The sequence below is a fragment of the Alteromonas sp. S015 genome (assembly GCF_036864485.1).
Taxonomy (GTDB): Bacteria; Pseudomonadota; Gammaproteobacteria; order Enterobacterales; family Alteromonadaceae; genus Alteromonas.
This window is the reverse complement of the sequence record NZ_JAZETO010000005.1, coordinates 290,929-314,992: the sequence shown is the minus strand read 5'-3', so window position 1 is coordinate 314,992 and position 24,064 is coordinate 290,929. Positions and strand designations below refer to the sequence as shown.

Below are 24,064 nucleotides of genomic sequence, written 5' to 3'. Positions count from 1 at the left end.
AGAGCACCGTGGGTGTTAGTGTTTACGCCCTTTTTTATTGCCGTTTTTTTGATTAAACCTGCGTTTTTAAAAGCGGCCGCTTAAGTGATTGGCGGTTTTTTACCAATAGCATGCGGTTGCTGCTATTGTTGAAATTAGTCGCGACATCGCGTTTGAAGCGGGTAAAGTTGCAATGACACAAGGATTAGCGCTTAAAGCAAAAGGGTAAGGGGAATAGACGTACCACTTTTCTATAGGAAAGGTGCGCAATCTGTATTAATGTACATTTATTGTTCGTTTTTATGCTCAATCGTTTGGGACGACATGATTAGAGACATAATGATAAATGTAATATTAATAATGATTATAAGCGGGGCGAGTGTTCAGGAAGCCGCTTCAGCACACTATATCAATTTAACACTAACCAACCCTGAGGAAATCAGGCGAGTAGCCACAAATACATCTGTTACTTTTTCCTTACCACCTAACACGTCACTATTAATAGAAGCGTCACAGGACACCAGCGATATTAGTTTAATGGCTTCGGGGTGTTACAAAGGCAGCGACAATGCGAATCACCAAGTAGATATTCCCGGTACATATCGTCAAAGCGAGTATTTATTAATTCATTGGCCTATTGAAGGTGCATGTGCTGTTACCATCGCGAGTAATAGCGAAAGCAAGTACGAGGCAAATACAACTATTTCTTTTCGCTTACTTCAAGATGATAAACGCATTGCGGTATACGATTACTTATCGCGCGCAGGTCAATATTGGTTTAACGAGAAAAGCGAAACGCCCTCGTTACTTGATGTTCAGACCATGTATACCCAAGCGCTTTATCTGGCAAAAAAACATGATCTCGGTGATTTGGCGTTATTGGCACAGTTTAATTTGAGCGTAGTTTACCACTACCAAAGTCGCTACGATGCACAAGCAGAGTTGCTACAATCAATGTTGCTCACATTACCCAGCCAGCATAAATGGGCGTTAAAAGCCAATGCAGAGCTTGCCAACTATTATTTGTACGAGACACACGATCACAAAGCTGCAAAGGAAGCCTTAAATCTCGTACTTGCAAATATTGATAGGCACGTGCACCCCTTTGTGTTTGCAGAAGCACTGGAATTGCAAGCAAGTATCTATGTTTTTAGTCAACGATACATGGATGCGATAAGTGCGTTTAATCAGGCACGCAATATCTATTTGCGACAGGGAGATCATACCTCTGCACTTAATACAGCGCTATCTATGAGCTATTACTATCTGAAAAGTGGAGACTATCTAAGTGCGTTAACTCAGTACAAAAATGCACTAATAAACGCTGAAAATCTTGGAGATTTGTTTTCGCACACCAATGCCAATATAAAACTGGCGACGATTTATCGCAATCTTGGGCAATTCGATGAAGCAGACAAACACATCGCAACCGCACTTCACGGGGTAAAACAGTTCCCTCATTCTTTTTTACAACCGTGGGCGTACAAAGAAAAAGCTCGTCTTTTTTTGCTTACAGCACAGCCCGCTCTAGCGAAAGACTATTTCCTCTTGGCGCAAGAGCACTTCGATGCGCTGATGGCCCACCGTGAAGTGAAAGATATTGCAGCGATTTTAGGTGAGGTTTACGCTCAATTGGGAGAATTGGATAACGCGGAGCGTCAGCTTACTGAGTTTATCGATTATGCATCGCTCAACGGCCTTGACATGGATGTTGCAAGGACCAAAATAACGTTAGCAAACATTTATATTAAACAGAATAAAATAAAAGACAGTGAATCTCTTTTAGTAGACGTCGAATCGGTACTTTCAAATTCCGACGATGCCTTGCTAAAAGGTTTACACAACGCGTTAGCCGCTATTATCTCTTTGCATAAAGGCAATAGTGACCTTGCCGAGGCAACATTTGCTAAAGCGGAAAGCTTATTTGCTACATTGCAGGGAAATACACAACTTCTCAACGCACGGGTTGAGTTTGCCTCACACCTTTCAAAAACCAATCCGGCCCTCGCACCACCGTATTTAGCCAGCGCGTCTGAGCTTATGCAAAGTATTCATACTACGCTCACGCGAAAAGACTTTAAGCGAGGTTTTTTTTCATCTTATCAAACTGTTACAAGCAGAATAATTAGCCTTACTAATGACATGTCACCCAGAGAAAGTTTATTGCTTGCTGAATCCATGCGGGGAGAGGTGAAACAATTCACAGAGCGTGATGTGAACCAGCACGCATTAGACACGCAGGATAACGATAACTTACTGACGCGTTTAGACGAGCAATTAGCGTTGCTATATCAAGCAAATTCCGGTTATGAAAAGCAGCAGATTATGCAGTCGTTGCGGCAGTTATCAGAAGAGCGCTATGCTTACGAAGCGCGTGTAATCGAGCGCGGTAATAATATACAAAACGCGCAGGTCTCTGTGTTTGATAATGACGCCTTGCTATCGCTACAACAGCACCTAGATGCATATACTGCTGTCGTTTTTGTAGATGTCGATGCGTTTCAATCTCATCGATGGCATATAACCACCCACAATGTGAGCTATAAAGCATTGCCAAGTGAAACGTTGTTATCTGACACCGCAGAAACTTTACAGGAGGGTATTCAGCAAAATGCGTCATTATCTGCGCTACAAGGTGAAATCGCGTCTCTCTCCAATTGGTTGTTTTCAGATATCATTGCGCCACACACACATCGAATTATATTTATTGGCGACGGCGCGTTAACAGGCATTCCCGTCTCTGTTTTGCAAGATCCTAGAACACTGTCGCCCATTGTTAACAAGGTGTCGGTATCAAGGCACTTTTCGCTAAAAACGCTACTTACTCAACTTACGCGACGTGATAAACACACATCGTTTTCCAATGCATTGGTAGTAAGTAACCCGCTTACTGTCGCAGACGATTCAGCTAATCGTTTATCATCATTGCGTGTGGTGTTACCTGAACTGATTTATTCCGAGGCAGAGGTCGCCCCATTAAAAACATTTGAGGGCATAAATGTCGAGCTGCTAGAGGGACGTTTGGCATCAAAAAACAACTTGTTATCTAGGCAGTGGAACCATTTCGACCTTTTACACTTTGCTACTCATGGCCTCGCAAATACCGCGTTACCTGAATTGGGCGGTTTAGTACTTGCCACGGAGGACACTGACTCAAATGTGTTATTAGTACCTGAAATCAGAAAGCTGGGGGTTAACGCGCATTTAGTGGTGTTAAGCGGATGTGAGACCAGTGATGGTCAGTACGTTGCTGGCGATGGCATGCTCGGACTTTCACGGGCTTTTTATGAAAGTGGCGCAAACAACGTCATTGGTAGTTTATGGAAAGTTCGGGATGACGCCACAGCCTTCTTGTTTAAGAATTTTTACCAGTTCTTGCTAGAAGATGGGTTATCTATTGATCAAGCATTACGCAACGCAAAAATAGCGGTACGCGAATTTCGCAGAAAAGATGGCAGGCAGCCTTGGCGAGCTCCGCTTTTCTGGGCTGGCTTTGAGCTTCATGGAGGCGGTATATAAATGCAAAGCACGGTGTCGGACAAACTGGCGGTCTCGTTGGTTGAGCGTATTGAGAAAGGCGATAAAGAGGCAGAGCGAGAACTAGTCAGTCTTTATGAGCGAGGTTTGCGTTTTATACTGTTGCGCAATTGTAATCACGACGAAGCACTTGCAAATGATATGTTTCAAGAAACGTGGTCAGTGGTACTGAGTGCTTTGCGTCAAAAAAAGCTTCGCGACCCCACAAAACTTTCCTCGTTTATTATTCAAACGGGCAAAAATCTCGTTATTGCTCACTATCGTAAAACGGAAAACAAAACGGCAAAGTTTGTTGAAAATAAAGATATAGAGTACGCAGATAATACTCAGTCTCCCGATATTTCATTAGAGCGCTACAATCTAGGTCTTTTAGTCAAGAAAGTTATTCTGGAACTTGAACAGCCCCGTGACAGAGAGTTGATGTTTAGGTTTTACGTAAAAGAGCAAGAAAAAAAGGCGATTTGCAACGAGTTAGTATTGGATACTGCCCATTTCGACCGTGTTTTGTATCGCGCAAAACAGCGATTTAAAGCCCTTTGGGAAAGCCGATTTGATACCAGTTGAATGAAGTGGTGAGATAAGCATACCTTTCATCGCACTACTAAATTAAACGAGCACTATATGTGCAACTTGGAGCAAGCCATTGCAACGAGATAGCAAAATTGAACAATACCTTTTAGGTCAAATGAGCCCGAGTGAAGAAGCTGAGTTTGAACAATTATTTGTGACAGACCACGCTATGTTAGCGCAGCTTGAACTTGCTGAGCGGTTACATAGAGGCATGAAAGCATTAGAAAAAGATGATCTTTTCCTAAAGGTTAACGCAGAACAAAAAAAGGTTGTTTGGTTTAAAAAACGCGTACCTGCTTGGTCTCTGGCAGCATCTATTTTTGTTGGCGTACTCACGGGCTATATGGGGTTTAACAACGATATGCGTAGTGACAATACAGCCGTAAACGTTGTTAACCTTGAGTTAGCGTCGCAGCGAAGTAATACCTCAATAATGGCAAAGGTGGCTCAACGCTCACAACAAACCCTGTTGTCTATTTACATTGATAGGACAATAGCAAAACTTAATTACCCAGCGTTTATGTTCGAATTGTTCGATGATCATGACAAACCTGTATTTTCGTCTCAATCAATAACGGTTAATGCTGTCGATATGCTTTACGTAAACTTGGGTCAAACAAAATTTGAGTCTGGTGAGTACCGCTTCCAACTTGTTGGGCTTGATGACAACGAACGCCAAGTGTTGATGTCTGGCAACATTCTTTTTGAATAACAGTTTCAAGGATGCAGGTATGCAAAAGTTAAAAACGAAGTTTATGTATTATTTGGGTTGTTTTTGGTTGTTAAGTGGTTGTCAATTTATATGTCCTGATCTAAGCATAGATGAGCAAAACAAAATTCTACATTACGTAAAGAGTGAATACGCATTGGTCTTTGAGTGCGACCAAAATGACTGCACAGATTACATTAACGATAAACCTAGTCAGGGTGACGCTACTCGAACACCTGTTAGCAAGTACTCAATGTCTTTTATTGAGTCACCTGAGATAAATAGTAGGGTTAAAGGGAGAGAAGCGTTTAATATTAGAATGGAAACAAAAGAAGAAGTTTTGGAATGTGATGGATATTGCAATTGGGATATCAGGCTTCTGGGTAAAGCATACGTCATGACTATTTACAATATTGGGGTATGTATTACAACTGAGTCGAATTGTGAAAAGGTCGGTCAGAACTATCATTTTCATCATGATAAAGATGGTAATTCGCAACATATTTTAACTCTGGTATTCAGAAACATTGACGAGCAAGATGACGCTGATACGACATTATATTTTGAGCAACCAGTGCTGTTTTATTCACTAGTACACGCAGAAAGTGGTTTGCATGATGAACTAAATGATAAAAAACATAGAAGTACCCATGGGGGTGGCGTCGACTTATATTGATAAAAACAATAGGAAAGGCAGCCAACTTGTTGATGTAAAGTTGGCGCTTTTTTTGTTGGTGCATCAATATTGAATGTTTTGATAAACCTATACGTCATTCGTTGACTTTGTAAAACCTTAACAAGGTAGTTGTCTGAACTAATTTAACTTACTCGTGGATAAATATGAGACCTACTCTGTGGTAAACGGACAATCACGCGTTGCTTTGACTAGACTGACAAAAAGGACTTTTTTACGTTCCCCCTGAGAGGTTACGTTTGTTCAGAGCACTGTATTCATAGCGCCAACTTACAAGGAACCGCTATGAATATTGATAATACAAAGTTAACTGGTTTAACCGCTCTGCTTTTACTCGTACTCTCCCACTCGACAGTTGCGAGCACATTAACGCTTCAATGCGACAACAACACACAAGTAACATGCGCCAAAGAGGCATATGAACTAGACGATGAAGTGTGTGAAGCGCCAAAGCGCAGAGAGGCGCTAGACTTAAACTTACAGGCACTGCTTTCTAACGGTCAACAAGCAGGGGACGATGCCTCGACCAATGCTACTGCGTGGTTAAACAGTGCACAACACAGCTATCAGGTATGCATGGCGTTGGCAAATCAACCCGCTATGTTTACAGATTCATGGAGTAATCAAATTCTGCTTGGTTACATGTTTCAAAGTGACTACAACGACCAAGGAGAGCACCTAGGGTTAGAAGAGCAGTCAGCGGTAGCGCAGATTGCATTTAATGGCCGGTGGTTGTTTGATGAACATGCACTTATGCATTGGGAGGTTGGTGCTGTACTTGGCAAAACAGCCGCCAATATAGAACCTGATGATTCAGAGGACGAAAATGACACTGACACTGACACTGACACTGGAAACGGCGCTGGTGGCGATGCGGGTACGATGGCTTCAAAAACCCCCAGTTTTAATGATGTTGATGGCTCTCTTGATATTTATACCAAAATCACTTATTCACCAGAATGGGCGTTAATAGGTAATGAAGATACGTTGTCGTCCTATTTTACCTTTGGTGCACTGGCCGGATTTCGAACCAGAGATGTGCTAACTGACGAAAAAGACGGTGTTTTGGGATACGTAGGGTTAATTGGCGAATATTATTATTTTGGAAAAGATGTTCGCATAAGTGGCAATGACATACCCCGTGGACGCGTTATGCTTGGCCCCGTATATTTCGAAGAATACGGTGGCGCTGAACACGAACTCCGATGGCTATTTGTGGGCGAATGGAATGTAACGGGAGGCGCAGATGGCGACCTTGTGGTAGGTGTACGCGCAAATCTAGGCAAAGGTAGCGATGATATTGGCGTATTCGCTGCTATCAGAAAGCCGTTATCATCGTTAAAAGGCTTCTTCGGCTTTAAAGGGTAGGTAACTCACCATGAATATATACCAAAAGAGTCGTTCCGCAGAGTTGACTACTGAGTTTTCATTTAAACGTTTACCTGTAATGAGTATGAAGCTACTCAAAACGAACAACAAGTGTTGGGTAATACGCATCATTCAAATGGCTAAACCGAGAATCTATGTACTAGAAAAGGATTGGGCCTTCAGTGTGAAAAACTATCGGTTGGAAAGCAACAGTGAAAAAGCCAGTGCGACCACACCGTGTTAATTTCAGGCTTGTTGTAAATTCGACTTGTTAAATATACGATTCTGTATAGCAGTTTCCAGCTATTATGCTGTTAGCATAAGGCTTGGCATTTGGGGAAGTTATGTTGTTTTTTGCGAAATCATTATAACCGATCCAATTGCCGTTTGCTTTTTATACCGCATAGGTCAACACGCTCTAGTCGCTCCAGCTAAATGAACTGATAACGACCAAACAAGGTGTCTGGCTCGGGAATGGTGATTTTGCCGTAATGCCGTTTTACCAAACCTTCTTGTTGAAGTTCACCTAGTAACTGATTAACTGTTTGCCTACTGCTATTTATCATTTGAGCCAAAGACTCTTGCGAAAGCGATAGTGTAATCGCATTGTGTTTGGGTAAATGCTGCCCATAGCTGGTGGTAAGCATTAATAGCCGTTTTACCAGCTGGTGCTTAAGGCTAAGCCCCGCGCTTGAGTCAATAAACTGAAAAGCGCTGCGCACCCTTGTGCATAAAAGGCGGGTAAAATGCGGGTAAAGTTCAGGGAACTGTTCAAGCAGTACTTTAAATGCGTTCTTTTGAATAATCGCTACAGTGCAGTTTGTTTCGCAAAAGTTGTCGTGAGTGCGAGGGAGGTCGTCAAACATCGATATCTCGCCAAACCAGGTGCCGGGCCCAAGTAACGCAAATAGCATTTCGCGACCATCCACGCCCACAGTAACCACTCTTAAACGGCCTTCGCACACTCCATAAAAACCGACACCGTCCTCACCTTTGGCATGCAGTTGCTGCCCAGCTCTTAGGTGTTTTAGACGCATCTTGTCGAACATGGCTTCCTGCAAATAGGGTGGGAGCGCGCCAAACCACGTAGAGCTAGCGAGAACAGGTTTGAATTTTTCCATTTAACAAATTTCTTACAATGTCGTATATCCGACAGTGTATAGCAATTACTGCGCGTAATGTAGGCGTTATGAAAAAGTACGTGGAAGTTTTATTAAAATGCTCAAGGTATCGAGCCTTCCACCTAGGGCTCCCGCCTCAAATGAAATTAATGTGTACATTAAAAGAGTAAAGCTATGACAGATTCAGTAAAGTCGAAAGTGAGCAGTGAAGAATGGCAAACCCGTGTTGACCTTGCCGCATGTTACCGCGCAGTTGCTATGTATGGTTGGGACGACCTTATTTTTACTCACATTTCTGCCCGTGTTCCTGGGCCTGACCATCATTTCTTGATTAACCCCTACGGTTTAATGTTTGATGAAGTAACTGCATCAAGCTTGGTTAAAGTCGATCTTCACGGTAACAAAGTAATGGAAAGTGAATACGACATTAACCCAGCAGGTTTTACTATTCATAGCGCTGTTCATGAGGCTAGAGAGGATGCCAAATGCGTGTTGCATTTGCATACAGCAGACGGCGTGGCGGTATCCATTTTAGAAGAAGGGTTGCAGCCATACTCGCAACAGTCGCTTTTTCCGCTGGCGTCACTTTCCTATCATGCCTACGAAGGCGTGGCGCTGAACCCAGAAGAAAAAGCACGATTGGTTCGCGACCTTGGCGATACCCAATTTATGATTTTGCGCAATCACGGGCTTTTAACCTGTGCAGACAATATTCCCGATGCATTCTTGTTTATGTTTATTATGCAGCGCGCCTGTGAAATTCAACTTAAAGCGCAGGCCACAGGCAAACCGCTTATTCCCATTCACTCGGCAATTCTAGATGGCATTCGAATACAGGCCGATCAAGTCACCCGGCAGGCTGGTGGTTCGTTAGCGTGGCCGGGTATTAAACGACGCGTTGAACGCCGTTTCCCTGGATACGAGAAGTAACGTTTAAAGTTAGCGTTATTCAATACCACGTTCGCAAAGGATGAGGTGGACAAAAAACGCGAGCTAAAGCGCTTTGCTTTAAGCGCTCCCGTTTGAAAAGACTGTATGAACTTCGGCCGTCACTTTAATGTTGCGGCCAAATGTGCATCAAAATGACGTAAAATAAACGAATCATCGACAAGATAAATCAAGGGCGCTGGGTTACTAAAAGCCTAAGTTAAGGTACACTTAGCGCCATGAAAATACTTCTTGAAGACACCATTCCGTTTGGCACCGATTACCTTAATAGCGTAGGTGAGGTTGAAACCTATGCATGGCAATCTCTTGTGCCTGAAATGCTGCGCGATGTCGATATTCTTGCGCTGCGTTCTACCACCAAGGTTACCCCTGAACTTCTGACCAAGGCTAACGAGCTTAAGTTTGTTACTACGGCAACGGCGGGAACCAATCATCTAGATAAAACACATTTGGATAGCGTGGGTATTATGCATAGCAGTGCTGCAGGCTGTAATGCTGTTGCGGTGGCCGAGTACGTGTTAAGTGTTTTGCTGCACGCGCAAAAAGCCCAAAAGCTCGATTTATATAATGCGACAGTGGGAATAGTAGGTGCTGGTAATGTGGGAACGGCACTATCAAAAATTCTAACGGCAATTGGCGTTAAACACAGTCTGTATGACCCACCGCTACAGCAAGCGCTAGCAAAATCGGGTAAGAAGGAGCATAACGGTCAGTCCTTTGTAGATTTAGCGCAAATAGCGAAGTGCGATGTTATCTCGCTTCACGTGCCTTTTATTAAAGGCGGCGAATATCCTACCTATCAGATGATAGACGAAGCGTTTCTGGAAGGACTAACGTCAAACCAGCTGCTTATAAATGCATGCCGGGGCGAGGTTATCGATGAAGTGGCACTACTTAGCGTACTTGAAGAAGAACAATCGCCAACGGTAGTACTCGATGTGTTTGATAGTGAACCTGCCATAAATACAGCACTCTTTGACTATGTTTGGTTCGTTACACCACATATTGCGGGGCATTCTGTAGAAGGTAAAGTGCGCGGTACACAAATGATTTATGAGCAAATTTGTGGCGTTGTGGGCATAGCCCCAAACAAAGCGCTTAGCGACTTTTTAGAGAAGACCAACCCGATCAAAGCTGCGTTAAATTCGCCAGAGGCATCGCGGTTGTCGGTTGATGATCTCATTGCCGTATTCCACAATGTGTATGATGTAGCTATAGACGATGAGATAACGCGAAGCGCGTTTGCGTCAGGCCATAATGAAATGCCAGAGACACACATTGCAAATACGTTCTCTACATTGCGCAAGCAATACAGAGTGCGCCGCGAGTGCAGCGCCTATGCGTTACACTTGCCAAAAAACACCAGTAAGCAAATTCAAGACACATTCACCAAATTGGGCTTTCACGTTAGTCTGGTTTAGTTATTTTTACATTAGGAGCATAAAGCATTATGTCGCAAGCGTTTGACGTAGCGGTACTTGGCGCCACAGGTTTAGTGGGCCAAACCATGATTGAACTATTAGAAGAGCGAGACTTTCCGGTAAACCGTTTGTATCCGCTTGCCAGTAAACGTTCAGCAGGTAGTACCGTGTCGTTTAAAGGCGAAGACATTGAAGTAGTAGATGCTGATGATTTCGACTGGTCATTAGTGCAATTTGGCTTTTTCTCAGCCGGTGGCAGCATTTCTGCAAAATTTGCGCCGCTAGCCGCAGAGGAAGGCTGTATTGTTATCGACAATACTTCAGAGTTTCGTTACGAGCCAGATATCCCACTTGTGGTGCCAGAAGTTAACGCCCATGCACTGGCAGAGTTCCGCAATAGAAACATTATTGCGAACCCAAATTGCTCAACCATTCAAATGTTGGTTGCACTTAAACCTATTCAAGACGCGGTTGGTATTGACCGTATTAACGTGTGCACATACCAGTCAGTTTCTGGTGCAGGTAAAGAAGCCATGGAAGAGCTGGCTAAACAAACCGCAGGTTTGCTAAACGCACGTGAAGTAAAGCCAGAATCGTTTAGTCGCCAAATTGCCTTTAACGTTATCCCTCAAATCGACGTATTCCAAGACAATGACTACACCAAAGAAGAAATGAAAATGCTGTGGGAAACCCAAAAAATCATGGGCGATCAAAGTATTTTGGTAAACGCGACGGCTGTGCGCGTACCGGTTTTCTACGGACATGCTGAAGCCATTCACTTAGAAACGCGCTCACCAATAGATGCGCAGCACGTTAAAGAGCTTTTAGCCGATGCGCCAGGCGTAACAGTTTACGACGGCAATGAGCAATTCCCAACGCAAGTAAGCAGCGCTAGCGGCAATGATATTGTGCATGTGGGGCGGATCAGGAATGACATTACTCATCCTTGTGGTTTAAATTTGTGGGTTGTGTCTGACAACATTCGCAAGGGTGCAGCAACAAACAGCATTCAAATTGCTGAGACACTCATTCGCGACTACTTGTAAGTGTTTTACAGAGGAACAGCCTCTGATTAATCGGGCAAGCACAGGAAAGGGTAAACATTTTTCTGTGCTTGCCGATACGCAATAAAAGAGGCATTACCTGTTGCAATGGAAAAAGGCATTTATTGCAATGAAGCAGCACTATTCAACGGGATAGAAAGACAGCGCTTGAAGCAACCAAATGACGGCTTTTAGCGAAAATTTAAGCATTAGAATAGCCCAATTCTATTGTCTAACTAGATCACCCTTAATAACTGGTTTATAGTTTGTAAAGTTAGGAACAGAACAACATTAAAAACAATACTCAGTCAGACACTTAGGCGAAGGGTAAGAACTTTAAAAAGCGCAAATAAATCTTACTGCTAAGTTTATCAAGGCTGTAAAACGCTAGCTTGATGATTAATGGTGTCAAGGTGGCTTAAGAATAAAAATAAAAGCCAATATTTTCTTCCGTACTGATTGGCTAGAAAATCCGCCCATTTTTCTCGGGTGGTAAAGACGCTTGAGGGCATATAGGACTGCTATGAAATTGCATTTAACGGGCTTACTAATACTCACACTTTGTTTGTCTAGCCCTATTATCACTGTTGATGCACAAGAACGCGCTACCTTCTTAAAAGGTCCCAAAGACGCAACAGATCAGTACTCGGGCCTGGAATATGGACCCATTGACGCAAACGACACCCTATGGCGTATTGCTGAGCGCTATCGTCAAAACAAAAACCTGAGTGTGTATCAGGTGATGAGCGCTATCTATGAGCTTAATCCCAACGCGTTTGAAGACGGTAATTTAAATTTATTGGTTGATGGTGCAGTGTTAAAACTGCCATCAGAGCGTTATATTGCCAGAATTGACAAGCAAAGAGCTCAGATGCGCGCTGAGCAGGATGACAGAGCATTTGCTGAAATGCTCAATAAGCCTGGCAGTAGCGTAAGAAACATCAAGCCTGCATCTCCTTTAGTAAACCAACAAGACTTAACGCAAACCCAAACTGATATCGAGCAGAAAATCACTCGCTTGGATCAGGAGCAAACCCGACAATTTGACGAACTGCGTATGCAGTTTGCAGCCTCACTGGAAAACGTCGAAGCAATTCTTAATGAAAACAGACGCTTGTACGAGCGTGTTGAGGCCGTTAATGGTGAACTAGAAACCTTGCGTGGACAAGTAGAAGGCGACGTTAAGAGCCAACTAGATATGCAAGTGGCGCTCCAGCAAGAACTGCTCGATATGATAAAAGCTGAGCAGGCGCAACGGGAATCTGAGAAACAGTCTTCGTTTCTTAGTGCGCTTACCAGTCCGTTGAGCCTAATCATCGGCTCAGCAATTTTGTCGTTATTGTTGGTTGGTGGTCTTATCATGTGGTTGCTAAAGCGCAACAGTAAGCCTGAAGAAGCGCCTGTTGCAGGCCCCACAATCACCGCTGTTGACGAAGACGTGCCGGTGCCTGAAGCCGACATCGACGACCTGTCAAGTGCGCTAGCTCCAGATTTTGACGACAAAGCAGAGCTATCAGATGATGACTTGTTTAATGATGATGACCTGCTAGATGACGTTCTTACGTCAGATTTAGAAGAAAGTCTGGATGATGAATTAGAGACCTTTTCAGACCTTGAAGATGACATGTTGGTGCCAGATGATGGTGGCGACGATTTGTTTGAAGCAGGAGATGATGAGCTCGATCAGAGCGAATTAGATAGCTTGTTCGACGACGATGACTTGTCAGATAAGGTATTAAACGAAAATGACGCTGACGACCTTGAAGGTTTCGACCTTTCTGGGGATGACGATGTTTTTGATGAAAACAGCAGTGCAGATGTTGCTGAAGATAGCAAGCCAGAAGAGTCGGTATCAACCGATGATGATTTTGACATTGATGACTTGCTCGATGATGTACAAAGCCAAGACGCGGCAGAACCTGAAGGTGATGAACTTAACGAGTCGGGCGACATCGACCCTGACGATATTCTTGCTGAGGTAAACGGAACTGCCGAATCAGAAAATGTAGATGAAGACGATATTGATGCGTTGCTAGCTAGCTCGGTTGACGATTTGTCTGAAGCTAACGAAGAAACAGAAAATGTTTCATCTTTGCCAGCGGTAGAAGATGAAGACGATATGCCTGAAATCAGCATTGATGATTTACTTGAAGAGCATGGCGTTGACGCCGGCCTCACCGATGAACTAGATAGTAATGATGACCTGATCAACGAGGACATGCTGAGTAAGCTTGACGACGAGATAAATCAGCAAAATAAAGAGATAAATAAAATCACAGACGATTTGCTTAGTGAAATAGAGCAAATTGAGATGATGGGCGATCTTGGTGAGGAAAATGCCGAAGACGAAGATGATCTTGAGGAAGAAATAACTACGTCTTCGCCTTCGCCGCAGTCTATTCAGAGTCTTGACGCCATCACTGACGATTTAGATGAAATAGTCACTGATGATATAGAAACCAGCGCAAACTTTAGCGACCCGCTTTCTGACGAACTCATTGCCGAGCTACAGGCGGAAGATGAATTTGATGAAGAGCCTTTAGCGGATACAGAGCCCTCAGCGGATACAGAGACGTCAGCGGAGATAGAGCTCGACGAAAGTGCTTCAAACGCGTTAACTACTGACGCTTTTGATGAAGATAATTTTGATGATCCGTTTACTGATGAGCTACTAGCAGAGCTTGAAGCGGAGTTAGAAGACGAACCTGAAGTTAGTCCAGAAGCACACAATGAAAATGTAGGTATAGATGCTACTGCAGGCAATGAGAACGAAGATGACTTTAGTGATCCACTTACTGATGAATTGCTTGCCGAATTAGAAGAAGAAGAGTCTAAAAGTAGCGAAGAAGTAGATTCGCTAACAGATGAACTACTTTCTGAGCTTGAATCCGAAATAGAATCTGACGACGCGGACGCAGAATTCGAAGCTGAGGAAGAGCCTGAACCTGAAATAGAGCCAGAGCAAGACGCTGAGATTGAGCCAGAATTAGAAGCGGAACTTGACGCGGAGCCAGCGCCGGAATCAGAATTAGCATTCGAAACTGAGGAAGAACCTGAGCCCGGAACTGAAGTAGCATTCGAAACTGAGGAAGAACCTGAGCCCGAAATCGCCTTGGAAGATGAAGGAGAACCTGCCTCTGAGCCTGAACAACCTGAGTTAGAAGCCGAATCAGAATCAGAGCTTGGAACTGAAGTAGAGCCAGAGCAAGACGCTGAGATTGAGCCTGAATTAGAGGCAGAGTTGGATGCGGAGCCAGCGCCGGAATCAGAATTAGCATTCGAAACTGAGGAAGAACCTGAGCCCGAAATCGACTTGGAAGATGAAGGAGGAACTGCCTCTGAGCCTGAAAAACCTGAGTTAGAAACCGAATCAGAACCAGAGCTTGGAACTGAAGTAGAGCCAGAGCAAGACGCTAAGATTGAGCCTGAATTAGAGGCAGAGTTGGATGCGGAGCCAACGCCGGAATCAGAACTAGCATTCGAAACTGAGGAAGCGCCTGAACCTGAAATTGACTTGGAAGGTGAAGGAAAGCCTGCCTCTGAGCCTGAACAACCTGAGTTAGAAACCGAATCAGAACCAGAGCTTGGAACTGAAATAGAGCCAGAGCAAGACACTGAGATTGAGCCAGAATTAGAGGCTGAGTTAGATGCGGAGCCAGCACCGGAAGCAGAACTAGTATTCGAAACTGAGGAAGCGCCTGAGCCTGAAATCGACTTGGAAGGTGAAGGAAAGCCTGCCTCTGAGCCTGAACAACCTGAGTTAGAAACCGAATCAGAACCAGAGCTTGGAACTGAAATAGAGCCAGAGCAAGACACTGAGATTGAGCCAGAATTAGAGGCTGAGTTGGATGCGGAGCCAACGCCGGAATCAGAACTAGCATTCGAAACTGAGGAAGCGCCTGAGCCTGAAATCGACTCGGAAGTTCAAGGAGAACCTGCCTCTGAACTTGAACAACCTGAGTTAGAAACCGAATTAGAATCAGAGCCTGGAACTGAAATAGAGCCAGAGCAAGACGCTGAGATTGAGCCTGAAATCGACTTGGAAGGTGAAGGAGAGCCTGCCTCTGAGGCTGAACAGCCTGAATTAGAAGCAGAACCTGACGCGGAGCCAGCACCAGAATCAGAACTAGCATTCGAAACTGAGGCAGACCCTGACATAGAGCCAGAGTTAGAGAATGCTGATGAAGGCACCATAGAAAACACAGAAGAAACGTCAGACGATCCACTGGATGACGCTATTGAAGCGTTTGAAAGACAAATGATGGATGATATTCCTTCATTCAGTCAGATGGATACGGAAGAGCCTTTAGCGGGAGAAGAGCCCTCAGCGCAGGAAAAGCCCTCAGCGCAGGGAAAGCCTTCAGCGCCAACAGAGCCAGCAGAAGACAGTGATGAATACGACGATAGCCTATTAAACGCGGCGTATGACGAAATAGAAAGTTTTGAGTTAGAGCAAGAAATTGACGGTGTAGTAGACGGTGAAGATGAAGGCGACGAGCTATCGTCAGAATCTGGTGGTGACGAAGAGTCGAGCTCACCTGAAAAGTCTGATTCAAGTCAACCCGATTCAGATAAAAACAGCGAAGAAGACTTTAATGAACTTGATGATGTGCCTGGTCTTGATGACTGGCTGTCATCTTCTGATGACAATAATGTAGACGATAATGAAATTCTCGATGACTTAGACAGTGCAGAATTCGATGAGCTTCTTCAAAGCCTTGAGTCAGACACTATTGTCGATGGCAGTGATATTGAAAGTGAAAACGCTCAGGAGTCAGAAGCATCTTTAGCAGAAATTGAAGAAGATACTTTTGCCCTTGAACAGGAAGATGATGTAGCCCCATCTGAGCCAGAAGACAGCGTCAACGACAATCTTGAACTCAACGAGAACGATGATACGTTTGAACTAGAAGAGGACGATGAAACCTTTGAGCTAGAGGAAGGTGGCGCTTCTGAGTCAGAGCAAGATGGTGACGAAGATACTTTCGCTCTTGAAGAAGATGATTCAGAACTGGCATTAGACGACCTTGAAATTCCAGATGATGTGGAATTGGATATTGCCACACCTACTGAAATTGAAGAGGACGAACAAAGTGATCAAGCCGTTGACACTGACGAGGGGAAAGAGGACGACCTCAAACTTGATAACCCTGACTTAGATCTTGCAGCCTTGCTTAGTGATGTAGACGTGGAAAGTGAGGCTCAAACGCCTCCAGACGACTTCCTTGACGTAGAAGCACTGATGGATGATGGCGATGATGCAGACGCTATCGACCCAGATAGCCAAGCGCTAGATCTTGATGTGAGTTTGTCTGATTTCACTGGCGTATCTGATGAAGATACGGTGATTGATATAGATAAAGACGCAGGGCAAAACGCTAACTTAGATTTAGCACGCGCCTATATTGAAATGGACGATGTAGATGCGGCAAAAGAGTTACTTGAAGAAGTAATGAAAGAAGGTAGCGAAGAACAAAAGCAGGAAGCCGCATTGATTTTAGCGAATATTGCCTAAGTTATCTGTACGGACGCGCATAATAGATTGTTCGATAGACATAATGAACGGCCTGTATATTTATAAGATATACAGGCCGTTTTCGTTTTAGATGATGTACATTCATTTTCTATGGCCTAATAGGGTTTTGCGTATTAGCGGCATTGCATGTTGCAAGCGACATGACTACACTTAGCGCCTTTTCAGAAATGGGGTAAAACAGATATGGGGCGAATTGCCTTAGGGATTGAATACGACGGTGCTGCTGTATACGGATGGCAACGCCAGCGTGAAGTACCAAGTGTTCAGGAACATCTTGAAAAGGCACTATCGACAGTAGCCAACGAACCCATTGAAGTGCAATGCGCCGGGCGTACCGACGCTGGTGTGCATGCCACTGGGCAAGTGGTCCATTTTAATTGTGATGCACCACGCTCAGAGCGCGCTTGGACACTCGGCGTAAATGCGAATCTGCCTAACTCTGTTGCGGTTACTTGGGCGAAGAACGTCAGCGATGACTTTCATGCACGTTTTTCTGCTACACACCGCCGCTATCGTTACGTTATTCATAATGCGAAGATGCGTCCTGCTATTCTCCATTCCGGTGTTACCCATATTCACCGCGAATTAGACGAGAAAAAAATGCATGTTGCCGCACAAGCACTGCTAGGCGAGCAAGATTTTACCTCCTTCCGCGCTGCATTATGCCAAAGTAAAACGCCGTTTCGCAACGTTACCGATGTGAGCGTATATCGCCAAGGGCGATACGTCATTATCGATATTCGCGCCAACGCTTTCTTGCACCATATGGTTCGAAATATTACAGGCGCGCTCGTTGAAATTGGGACAGGGGAGCAAGATGTAAACTGGATAGCTCACTTGTTAAGCCTGAAAGACAGAAGCAAATCTGCAGCCACGGCGAAGCCAAATGGCTTGTACCTGGTAGACGTAACTTACCCTGAAGAGCATAACCTGCCTAAAGGGCCTTTGGGGCCACTATTCCTTCCTGAGGCTTAAGTTAGTCAATATTTATGCCTAAGCTTCTCAAGCCCGAGTTAGCCGCATACCAGCTAGCACTTAACTCGGGTTGTATTGAAGCCTATATCTTCAAATCATCCCTTACCAACTTCTAAGACCAGTTTTGTTTTTTCCATTTCGTTGTATTGTGGTCTAATAGCGCGCTATATTAGGTAGCTGTTCTATTGTGTTACGTATTTTTTCTTTGTAATACAGTATGAAACTTAAAAAATTAATGTGTTGTTGGTCACAAGTATGAACAAACATCAATCGTCATGGCCGGCAAACAAAAACAAAGGATTCAATTTCCATGAGCTGGATTCAAAAAATTCTTCCTCGCACGCAAACATCAACCAAAGGTAACGTACCAGAAGGTATCTGGACGAAGTGTGGTTCATGCCAAGCAGTGCTGTATAAGAGCGAACTGGAAAAACTTCAGGAAGTTTGCCCTAAGTGTGACCATCACATGCGTATCACCGCGCGTCGCCGTATCGATGCATTTTTGGACGATGGCGATCGCGTAGAGTTAGGTGCAGAGCACGAGCCGCAAGACGTACTTAAGTTTAAGGACTCTAAGCGTTATAAAGATCGTATTGTTGCAGCACAAAAGGCTACAAACGAGAAAGACGCGCTAGTGGTAATGCAGGGCAAGTTAAAAGGCATGCCTGTAGTGGTTGCTTGTTTTGAGTTTGCGTTTATGGGCGGCTCAATGGCATCAGTAGTAGGCGCGCGTTTCGTAGCCGCTGTTAATGCTTGCTTAGAAAATGATATGCCCCTTATTTGCTTTAGTGCAAGTGGTGGTGCACGTATGCAAGAAGCATTGATGTCGCTAATGCAAATGGCTAAAACATCTGCAGCCCTCGCTAAAATGAGTAAGAAAGGTTTGCCTTATATCAGTGTGCTTACCGACCCTACAATGGGTGGTGTATCTGCAAGCTTGGCCATGCTTGGTGACGTAAACGTAGCCGAGCCAAAAGCGCTTATCGGCTTCGCAGGTCCTCGCGTAATCGAGCAAACTGTAAGGGAGAAGTTGCCTGAAGGTTTTCAGCGCAGTGAATTCCTTGTTGAGAAAGGTGCAATTGATATGATTGTTGACCGCAGAGATATGCGTGATAGATTACACAGCCTGTTGGTTAAGTTGCATTATAAGAATTAGTGAATAACGAAAACAATCTAAATACTGGCTCAGCGCCACACGCAGAAAACGCCTCAGCGTCTTCATCTTCGCAAAAAAGCCTGAGCCAGTGGTTATCCTACTTAGAATCTATTCATCCTAGCGCCATCGATATGGGGCTAGACAGAGTGAAAGCAGTGGCTAATGCCATGGGACTTTCGCTTAGCCAGTCTTTGGTTATTACTGTTGCAGGCACAAACGGTAAAGGCACAACGTGCCGCTTACTCGAGCAGGCCATGCTTTCGCAAGGAAAAAGTGTTGCGGTATACAGTTCACCCCATTTAACCGACTATCGTGAACGTGTGCGTTACAACGGCGAGTTGCCGCCTGCCGATGAATTTGTAGATGCATTTGAGTTTGTTGAAAGTGCACGTAAAGACACGGGTGGCGAACCTATTACTTTAACTTATTTTGAGTTCGGTACGCTGGCCGCCATGAAAATGATGCAGTCATGGGCAGTCGATGTGGTCATTCTTGAAGTTGGCCTGGGTGGACGTTTGGATGCCACCAACATTATTGACCCCAATCTTGCCGTTATTACGACTATCGATCTCGACCATCAGGATTGGCTTGGCAATACCCGCGAAAAAATAGCCCGGGAAAAAGCGGGCATTATGCGTAAAAACGGCAGTGCCGTGGTGGGTGAACTGTTTCCACCATCATCGCTTTACGATGTGGTTAACGAACTACAGGCAAACGTACGATGGGCTACACAACATTTCGAAACCGTAGTAGCAAGTGATTACAGTGAGTGGAGCTGGAAAGGGAAGAGCAATAGTTATACGTCACTACCTTACCCTAAAATTCCGCTTCAAAATGCGAGCACAGCGTTGGCTGCGCTGGAGCTGCTAGATTTGCTTCCTGAAGAACATGTAGTCAGAGATATTATTGAAAACACCACCATGCCGGGGCGTCAGCAGACTATCAGTGAATCACCGCTCGTTGTTGTAGACGTTGCCCACAATCCACAGGCCACAACAGCTATGCAAGATTGGCTGAATCGTTATGATGTAAGCCAAATGCGTATTGTGGTAGGCATGCTTAAAGATAAGTCTATTGCTGAAACCTTAGCGCCACTGGCGGCACTTAATGCCAAGTGGTACGTAGCGTCAACCAGTGGTCCTCGGGGCTGTAAAGCAGAAGTACTTGAAAATGCACTTGTTAATGCCGGCACAACCATAGAGAATATAGACACGTTTCAGGACGTGACCTCGGCATATCAGCGCGCGCTTGCAGATTATCAAACTGGTGAACTTATTCTCGTTTTTGGTTCTTTTGTTACCGTAGCAGACGTGCTTGCTGAGCAAAACTAACATACGCATTGTAGAGTATAACCGTGTATTCAAGCAGGAGAGCACAGTGACATCGGCATTAAAGAATAGACTGGTGGGGACAATTATTGTTGTCGCCTTAGCGGTTATCTTTTTACCAGACTTTCTTGACGGCAAAAAGCAAACAAACAGGGAACCATTTGTCTCTGTACCTGCCAACCCAGCTAAAAAGCCTATCGTTGAGCCTGAATCGTTTCCATCAGAGCGAGTAGCCAAAGCATCAGTTCCAGCGGTTCAAATTGAAGATGAAACGGCACTAGATGATGAACCCACTTCTTCTGGCGCTAGGGACAGTGGTCGCTCAAGTGAAGCGACTACCGCAAAAGCGCCAACGGTGAAAACCTTTGAAGAAGAGGACAAGCTAGCAAGTCAAACGGTGGTTAATACGAAAAGTGTCGCAGACGATGACGCTGGTTGGGTTATTCAACTCGGCAGCTTTCGTCACGAGAAAAACGTGAAGGCACTTTTGACGAAATTGGAGAAGGCCGGATATCGCGCATTTAGTCGCAAAATTCAAACAAGCTCTGGCCTGCTCAATAAAGTCTTCGTGGGGCCGGATTTGGACAAGAAGAAATTGGAATCTGCACTACCACACTTAAAAGAACTTACGAGCCTTAAAGGTAAGGTCACTACGTTCAAAGTTGAATAGTGCGCTTTACCCCTAGTGAGGGCCGAATTTAGCGTAGATGGAGCAACTGGATTGGTATTACAGACTAGTAATATTTTTATCTTCTGTTAGAATGCGCGCCATCTCGCCAAAGGCTCGTTGCTTTTCGATAAAAAGCAACATCAACGCAATAAAGAGACGATGAACTGGGTAGACTTTTCCATACTGGGTATCATTGCGGTATCTACCTTAATAAGCCTGATCAGAGGGTTTGTTAAAGAAGCCATCTCATTAGTGGTTTGGTTTGCTGCACTCTTTATTTCAAGCAATTTTTACGCGGACCTCGCCGTTTACTTTACAGCCATTGACGACCCTTACTTAAAAAACGGTGCTGCAATAGCAGCATTGTTTGTCACAACGCTCATTCTGGGCGGCATGATCAATTACGTTATTAGCCAGCTAGTTCAGGCAACGGGTTTGTCTGGCACAGATAGGGCACTAGGTATCGTTTTTGGTGCTCTGCGTGGCGTGCTTATAGTTAGCGCATTGCTCTTTTTTATGGACACCTTCACTGGCGCCGCTTCCTCTGGTTGGTGGCAAGCATCGGTGCTCATTCCCGAGTTTGGTGTCATCATTGAGTGGTTTTTCAGCTATGTGAAAGACTCCTCTAGTTTTTTAAATCCCGCTTGAAATAGGTAACGCACATGTGTGGTATAGTCGGAATAGTTGGTAAAACGCCCGTAGCTCAGTCGCTGTACGACGGTCTCACGGTTATTCAACACCGTGGACAAGACGCCGCAGGCATAATGACTATCGACCAAAATATGTTCAATTTGCGTAAGGCAAATGGTTTGGTTCGAGATGTTTTCCATACGCGTCATATGAAAAGGCTATCGGGCAACATGGGGATTGGCCATGTTCGCTATCCAACCGCGGGTACGTCAAGCTCTGCAGAAGCGCAACCGTTTTACGTGAACTCGCCGTTTGGTATTGCTTTTGCTCACAATGGCAACCTAACTAACGCTCATGAGCTTCAGGAAGAAGTGTTCCGCATTGCACGCCGTCACATCAACACCACCTCAGATTCAGAATTATTACTTAACATTCTTGCTCACGAGCTTCAGCAAGTTGCAGGTTTAAGCGTAAGCGCCGAACACATTTTTGAAGTGGTAACGAAAGTTCATAAGAAGATCCGTGGAGCCTACGCTGTCGTTGCGGCTATCATCGGACAGGGCATTGTAGCGTTTCGCGACCCACACGGTATTCGCCCTCTGGCGCTAGGAAAGCGTATGAGCGAGTTAGGTGAGGAATGGATGGTGGCATCTGAAAGCGTGGCGCTTGATGCCGTAGGCTTCCAGTTTGTTCGCGACGTAATGCCAGGTGAAGCGGTTTTCATTACCGAAGAAGGTCAGCTACATACCAGACAGTGTGCTGAAAACCCTGTAACGTCACCGTGCATCTTTGAATTTGTTTACTTTGCTCGTCCAGACAGCTTTATAGATGGCATTTCTGTTTATGCATCGCGTGTAAACATGGGCCGCAAGCTCGGTGAAAAAATTAAACGCGAATGGGCAGACCTTGATATTGACGTGGTTATTCCTATTCCTGAAACCTCTATGGATGTGGCGCTTCAAATCGCGAATACCTTAGACTTACCGTATCGGCAAGGCTTCGTTAAAAATCGCTACATTGGCCGTACGTTCATTATGCCTGGCCAAACCATGCGTAAGAAGTCAGTACGTCGTAAGCTAAACGCAATATCGTCTGAGTTTAAAGGAAAAAGTGTACTACTAGTCGATGACTCTATCGTGCGCGGTACTACGTCAGGTCAAATCATTGAGATGGCGCGTGAGTCAGGTGCGAAAAAAGTGTATTTCGCGTCAGCCGCTCCAGAGATTCGTTTCCCGAATGTGTATGGTATTGATATGCCATCGGCAAACGAACTGATTGCTTATGGTCGTGAAATCGATCAAATTGCAGAACTAATCCAAGCTGATGGTCTAATCTTTCAAGACATTTCTGACTTGGTTGATGCCGTTCGCGAAGAGAACGAAACTATTCAGCGTTTCGAAACATCAGTGTTCGATGGTAATTATATTACTGCGGATATCGACCAAGAGTACCTTGAGCGAATTGATATGTCGCGCGGTGAAGCGTCAAGAAAAGCGCCAGTGGTGCAAGCAGAGCTTAGTAACCTTGATGTGCATAATATTGATGCCGCTGATTAATGTTAGACACGTTTTGATATAACAAAAAGCCGCTTTTTGAAGCGGCTTTTTAGTGCTTTATATTAATTGATGATGGAGGTTAGTGAACAAATACCGGTCCGCCGGATAGTCCCCATACCAATACCGAGCCTGTCATTAAGATAACGAGCAACACTAAACCGCACGTCACCACCGAACTAGAGTAAATGAAGCCTTTATCTTCAGGCATGTGCATCAAAATTGGTACGCCAGAATAGAGCAAATATACTGAATAGCTAATGCCGACTAACAGGGCCGTCATCACCACCCAGAGTTCGGGGTAAAGACCTGCGAAGCCCACCATAAACAACGGTGTAGCCGTGTAGGCCGCAAGTTCCAGCGACTGCGTGTAAGTAGGCGTCGCATCAAACGCTTTAGCCAACTCATGAATAAGTACAGCCAATGCGACCACGCCGGCAATTAAGCCAAAATACATGCCTATACCCATCATAATGGCGGTATTTTCACTAAGGCGAATTATGTCACCTGCGCCGATACTCCAGCCTGTATGGGCGCTGGAGTAATACGCCACAACTGAAGGAATAAGTGCTATAAAAGCGATGTGCGTAAGTGCGTAAAAATAAGTTTCGTGCTTGGTATCAATGGTTTGCCATTCTTCTCTTGGGTGAGTATAAATACCAATTAGATGATTTAAAATCATAATGTCCTGCCTTATTCACCAACGTTATTATTTTAAAAAATATTGTTGTGAGGCAGGGTAAACACACGGACAAACCGTAAAATCAGGAAAACACGAACACGACGCAAAGCGCCAAACACTGCCATTAACAATATGTTTACAAAA

18 protein-coding genes are annotated in these 24,064 nt (G+C 44.6%); 16 read left to right on the top strand and 2 right to left on the bottom strand.

Going from position 1 to position 24,064, the window contains the following annotated elements:
• The first annotated feature begins 318 nt into the window (after positions 1 to 318).
• The 6 genes from V7R42_RS11810 (at position 319) to V7R42_RS11785 (ending at position 7,101) form a co-directional block, all read left to right on the top strand.
• On the top strand, positions 319 to 3,498 hold the full coding sequence (locus V7R42_RS11810) for a CHAT domain-containing protein (protein ID WP_334020417.1): 3,180 nt from the start codon (positions 319 to 321) through the stop codon (positions 3,496 to 3,498).
• Positions 3,499 to 4,080 carry a sigma-70 family RNA polymerase sigma factor gene (locus tag V7R42_RS11805; RefSeq protein ID WP_334020416.1) on the top strand — a complete coding sequence of 194 codons (582 nt, stop codon included), beginning with the start codon at positions 3,499 to 3,501 and terminating at the stop codon, positions 4,078 to 4,080.
• 79 nt (positions 4,081 to 4,159) lie between these two features.
• Positions 4,160 to 4,798 (top strand): hypothetical protein, encoded by a 639-nt coding sequence (locus V7R42_RS11800; RefSeq protein WP_334020415.1) that lies wholly within the window; start codon positions 4,160 to 4,162, stop codon positions 4,796 to 4,798.
• Positions 4,799 to 4,817: 19 nt separating this feature from the next.
• Positions 4,818 to 5,471: a hypothetical protein gene (locus tag V7R42_RS11795; protein ID WP_334020414.1), complete on the top strand. Its 654-nt coding sequence runs from the start codon at positions 4,818 to 4,820 to the stop codon at positions 5,469 to 5,471.
• Between the two features lie 303 nt (positions 5,472 to 5,774).
• Positions 5,775 to 6,857: a hypothetical protein gene (locus V7R42_RS11790; RefSeq protein ID WP_334020413.1), complete on the top strand. Its 1,083-nt coding sequence runs from the start codon at positions 5,775 to 5,777 to the stop codon at positions 6,855 to 6,857.
• A gap of 10 nt (positions 6,858 to 6,867) precedes the next feature.
• Entirely contained in the window at positions 6,868 to 7,101 is a 234-nt protein-coding gene (locus V7R42_RS11785; RefSeq protein WP_334020412.1) for a hypothetical protein, read from the top strand.
• Positions 7,102 to 7,288: 187 nt separating this feature from the next.
• On the opposite strand, the gene V7R42_RS11780 is transcribed toward V7R42_RS11785, so the two are convergent.
• Positions 7,289 to 7,978, bottom strand: a complete 690-nt coding sequence (locus tag V7R42_RS11780; RefSeq protein WP_334020411.1) for a Crp/Fnr family transcriptional regulator — start codon at positions 7,976 to 7,978, stop codon at positions 7,289 to 7,291.
• A gap of 174 nt (positions 7,979 to 8,152) precedes the next feature.
• On the opposite strand from V7R42_RS11780, the gene V7R42_RS11775 reads away from it, so the two are divergent.
• The 10 genes from V7R42_RS11775 (at position 8,153) to purF (ending at position 23,241) form a co-directional block, all read left to right on the top strand.
• A complete protein-coding gene (locus tag V7R42_RS11775; RefSeq protein ID WP_334020410.1) occupies positions 8,153 to 8,908 on the top strand; it encodes a class II aldolase/adducin family protein in 756 nt (251 codons plus the stop codon).
• A 236-nt stretch (positions 8,909 to 9,144) separates the two neighbouring features.
• Positions 9,145 to 10,347: a 4-phosphoerythronate dehydrogenase gene (locus V7R42_RS11770; RefSeq protein WP_334020409.1), complete on the top strand. Its 1,203-nt coding sequence runs from the start codon at positions 9,145 to 9,147 to the stop codon at positions 10,345 to 10,347.
• A gap of 29 nt (positions 10,348 to 10,376) precedes the next feature.
• The gene (locus V7R42_RS11765) at positions 10,377 to 11,393 is read left to right on the top strand and encodes an aspartate-semialdehyde dehydrogenase (protein WP_334020408.1); all 1,017 of its coding nucleotides are present in this window, start codon (positions 10,377 to 10,379) and stop codon (positions 11,391 to 11,393) included.
• A 520-nt stretch (positions 11,394 to 11,913) separates the two neighbouring features.
• Entirely contained in the window at positions 11,914 to 16,905 is a 4,992-nt protein-coding gene (locus tag V7R42_RS11760) for a FimV/HubP family polar landmark protein (RefSeq protein ID WP_334020407.1), read from the top strand.
• 204 nt (positions 16,906 to 17,109) lie between these two features.
• Positions 17,110 to 17,901: a tRNA pseudouridine(38-40) synthase TruA gene (gene truA / locus V7R42_RS11755; protein ID WP_334020406.1), complete on the top strand. Its 792-nt coding sequence runs from the start codon at positions 17,110 to 17,112 to the stop codon at positions 17,899 to 17,901.
• 310 nt (positions 17,902 to 18,211) lie between these two features.
• On the top strand, positions 18,212 to 19,057 hold the full coding sequence (accD, locus tag V7R42_RS11750) for an acetyl-CoA carboxylase, carboxyltransferase subunit beta (RefSeq protein ID WP_014949945.1): 846 nt from the start codon (positions 18,212 to 18,214) through the stop codon (positions 19,055 to 19,057).
• Entirely contained in the window at positions 19,057 to 20,388 is a 1,332-nt protein-coding gene (gene folC / locus V7R42_RS11745; protein ID WP_334020405.1) for a bifunctional tetrahydrofolate synthase/dihydrofolate synthase, read from the top strand. Before accD ends, folC begins: the two co-directional genes overlap by 1 nt.
• A gap of 46 nt (positions 20,389 to 20,434) precedes the next feature.
• Entirely contained in the window at positions 20,435 to 21,055 is a 621-nt protein-coding gene (locus V7R42_RS11740) for an SPOR domain-containing protein (RefSeq protein WP_334020404.1), read from the top strand.
• A 159-nt stretch (positions 21,056 to 21,214) separates the two neighbouring features.
• Complete coding sequence (locus tag V7R42_RS11735) at positions 21,215 to 21,703, top strand: CvpA family protein (RefSeq protein WP_334020403.1); 489 nt, start codon at positions 21,215 to 21,217, stop codon at positions 21,701 to 21,703.
• Positions 21,704 to 21,717: 14 nt separating this feature from the next.
• Positions 21,718 to 23,241, top strand: coding sequence for an amidophosphoribosyltransferase (gene purF, locus V7R42_RS11730; RefSeq protein ID WP_014949941.1), 1,524 nt, complete (start codon positions 21,718 to 21,720; stop codon positions 23,239 to 23,241).
• Between the two features lie 79 nt (positions 23,242 to 23,320).
• Here purF and V7R42_RS11725 read toward each other — a convergent pair whose 3' ends face one another.
• On the bottom strand, positions 23,321 to 23,920 hold the full coding sequence (locus V7R42_RS11725) for a Yip1 family protein (RefSeq protein ID WP_334020402.1): 600 nt from the start codon (positions 23,918 to 23,920) through the stop codon (positions 23,321 to 23,323).
• Positions 23,921 to 24,064: the final 144 nt, after the last annotated feature.

Excerpts from the sequence above, each read along its gene's own strand:
- V7R42_RS11775 (WP_334020410.1), top strand. The coding sequence starts at position 8,153 with ATGACAGATTCAGTAAAGTCGAAAGTGAGCAGTGAAGAATGGCAAACC.
- V7R42_RS11760 (WP_334020407.1), top strand. The coding sequence starts at position 11,914 with ATGAAATTGCATTTAACGGGCTTACTAATACTCACACTTTGTTTGTCT.
- purF (WP_014949941.1), top strand. The coding sequence starts at position 21,718 with ATGTGTGGTATAGTCGGAATAGTTGGTAAAACGCCCGTAGCTCAGTCG.
- V7R42_RS11810 (WP_334020417.1), top strand. The coding sequence starts at position 319 with ATGATAAATGTAATATTAATAATGATTATAAGCGGGGCGAGTGTTCAG.
- truA (WP_334020406.1), top strand. The coding sequence starts at position 17,110 with ATGGGGCGAATTGCCTTAGGGATTGAATACGACGGTGCTGCTGTATAC.
- V7R42_RS11770 (WP_334020409.1), top strand. The coding sequence starts at position 9,145 with ATGAAAATACTTCTTGAAGACACCATTCCGTTTGGCACCGATTACCTT.
- V7R42_RS11805 (WP_334020416.1), top strand. The coding sequence starts at position 3,499 with ATGCAAAGCACGGTGTCGGACAAACTGGCGGTCTCGTTGGTTGAGCGT.
- V7R42_RS11790 (WP_334020413.1), top strand. The coding sequence starts at position 5,775 with ATGAATATTGATAATACAAAGTTAACTGGTTTAACCGCTCTGCTTTTA.
- V7R42_RS11725 (WP_334020402.1), bottom strand. The coding sequence starts at position 23,920 with ATGATTTTAAATCATCTAATTGGTATTTATACTCACCCAAGAGAAGAA.
- V7R42_RS11785 (WP_334020412.1), top strand. The coding sequence starts at position 6,868 with ATGAATATATACCAAAAGAGTCGTTCCGCAGAGTTGACTACTGAGTTT.
- V7R42_RS11765 (WP_334020408.1), top strand. The coding sequence starts at position 10,377 with ATGTCGCAAGCGTTTGACGTAGCGGTACTTGGCGCCACAGGTTTAGTG.
- V7R42_RS11780 (WP_334020411.1), bottom strand. The coding sequence starts at position 7,978 with ATGGAAAAATTCAAACCTGTTCTCGCTAGCTCTACGTGGTTTGGCGCG.
- V7R42_RS11735 (WP_334020403.1), top strand. The coding sequence starts at position 21,215 with ATGAACTGGGTAGACTTTTCCATACTGGGTATCATTGCGGTATCTACC.
- accD (WP_014949945.1), top strand. The coding sequence starts at position 18,212 with ATGAGCTGGATTCAAAAAATTCTTCCTCGCACGCAAACATCAACCAAA.
- V7R42_RS11795 (WP_334020414.1), top strand. The coding sequence starts at position 4,818 with ATGCAAAAGTTAAAAACGAAGTTTATGTATTATTTGGGTTGTTTTTGG.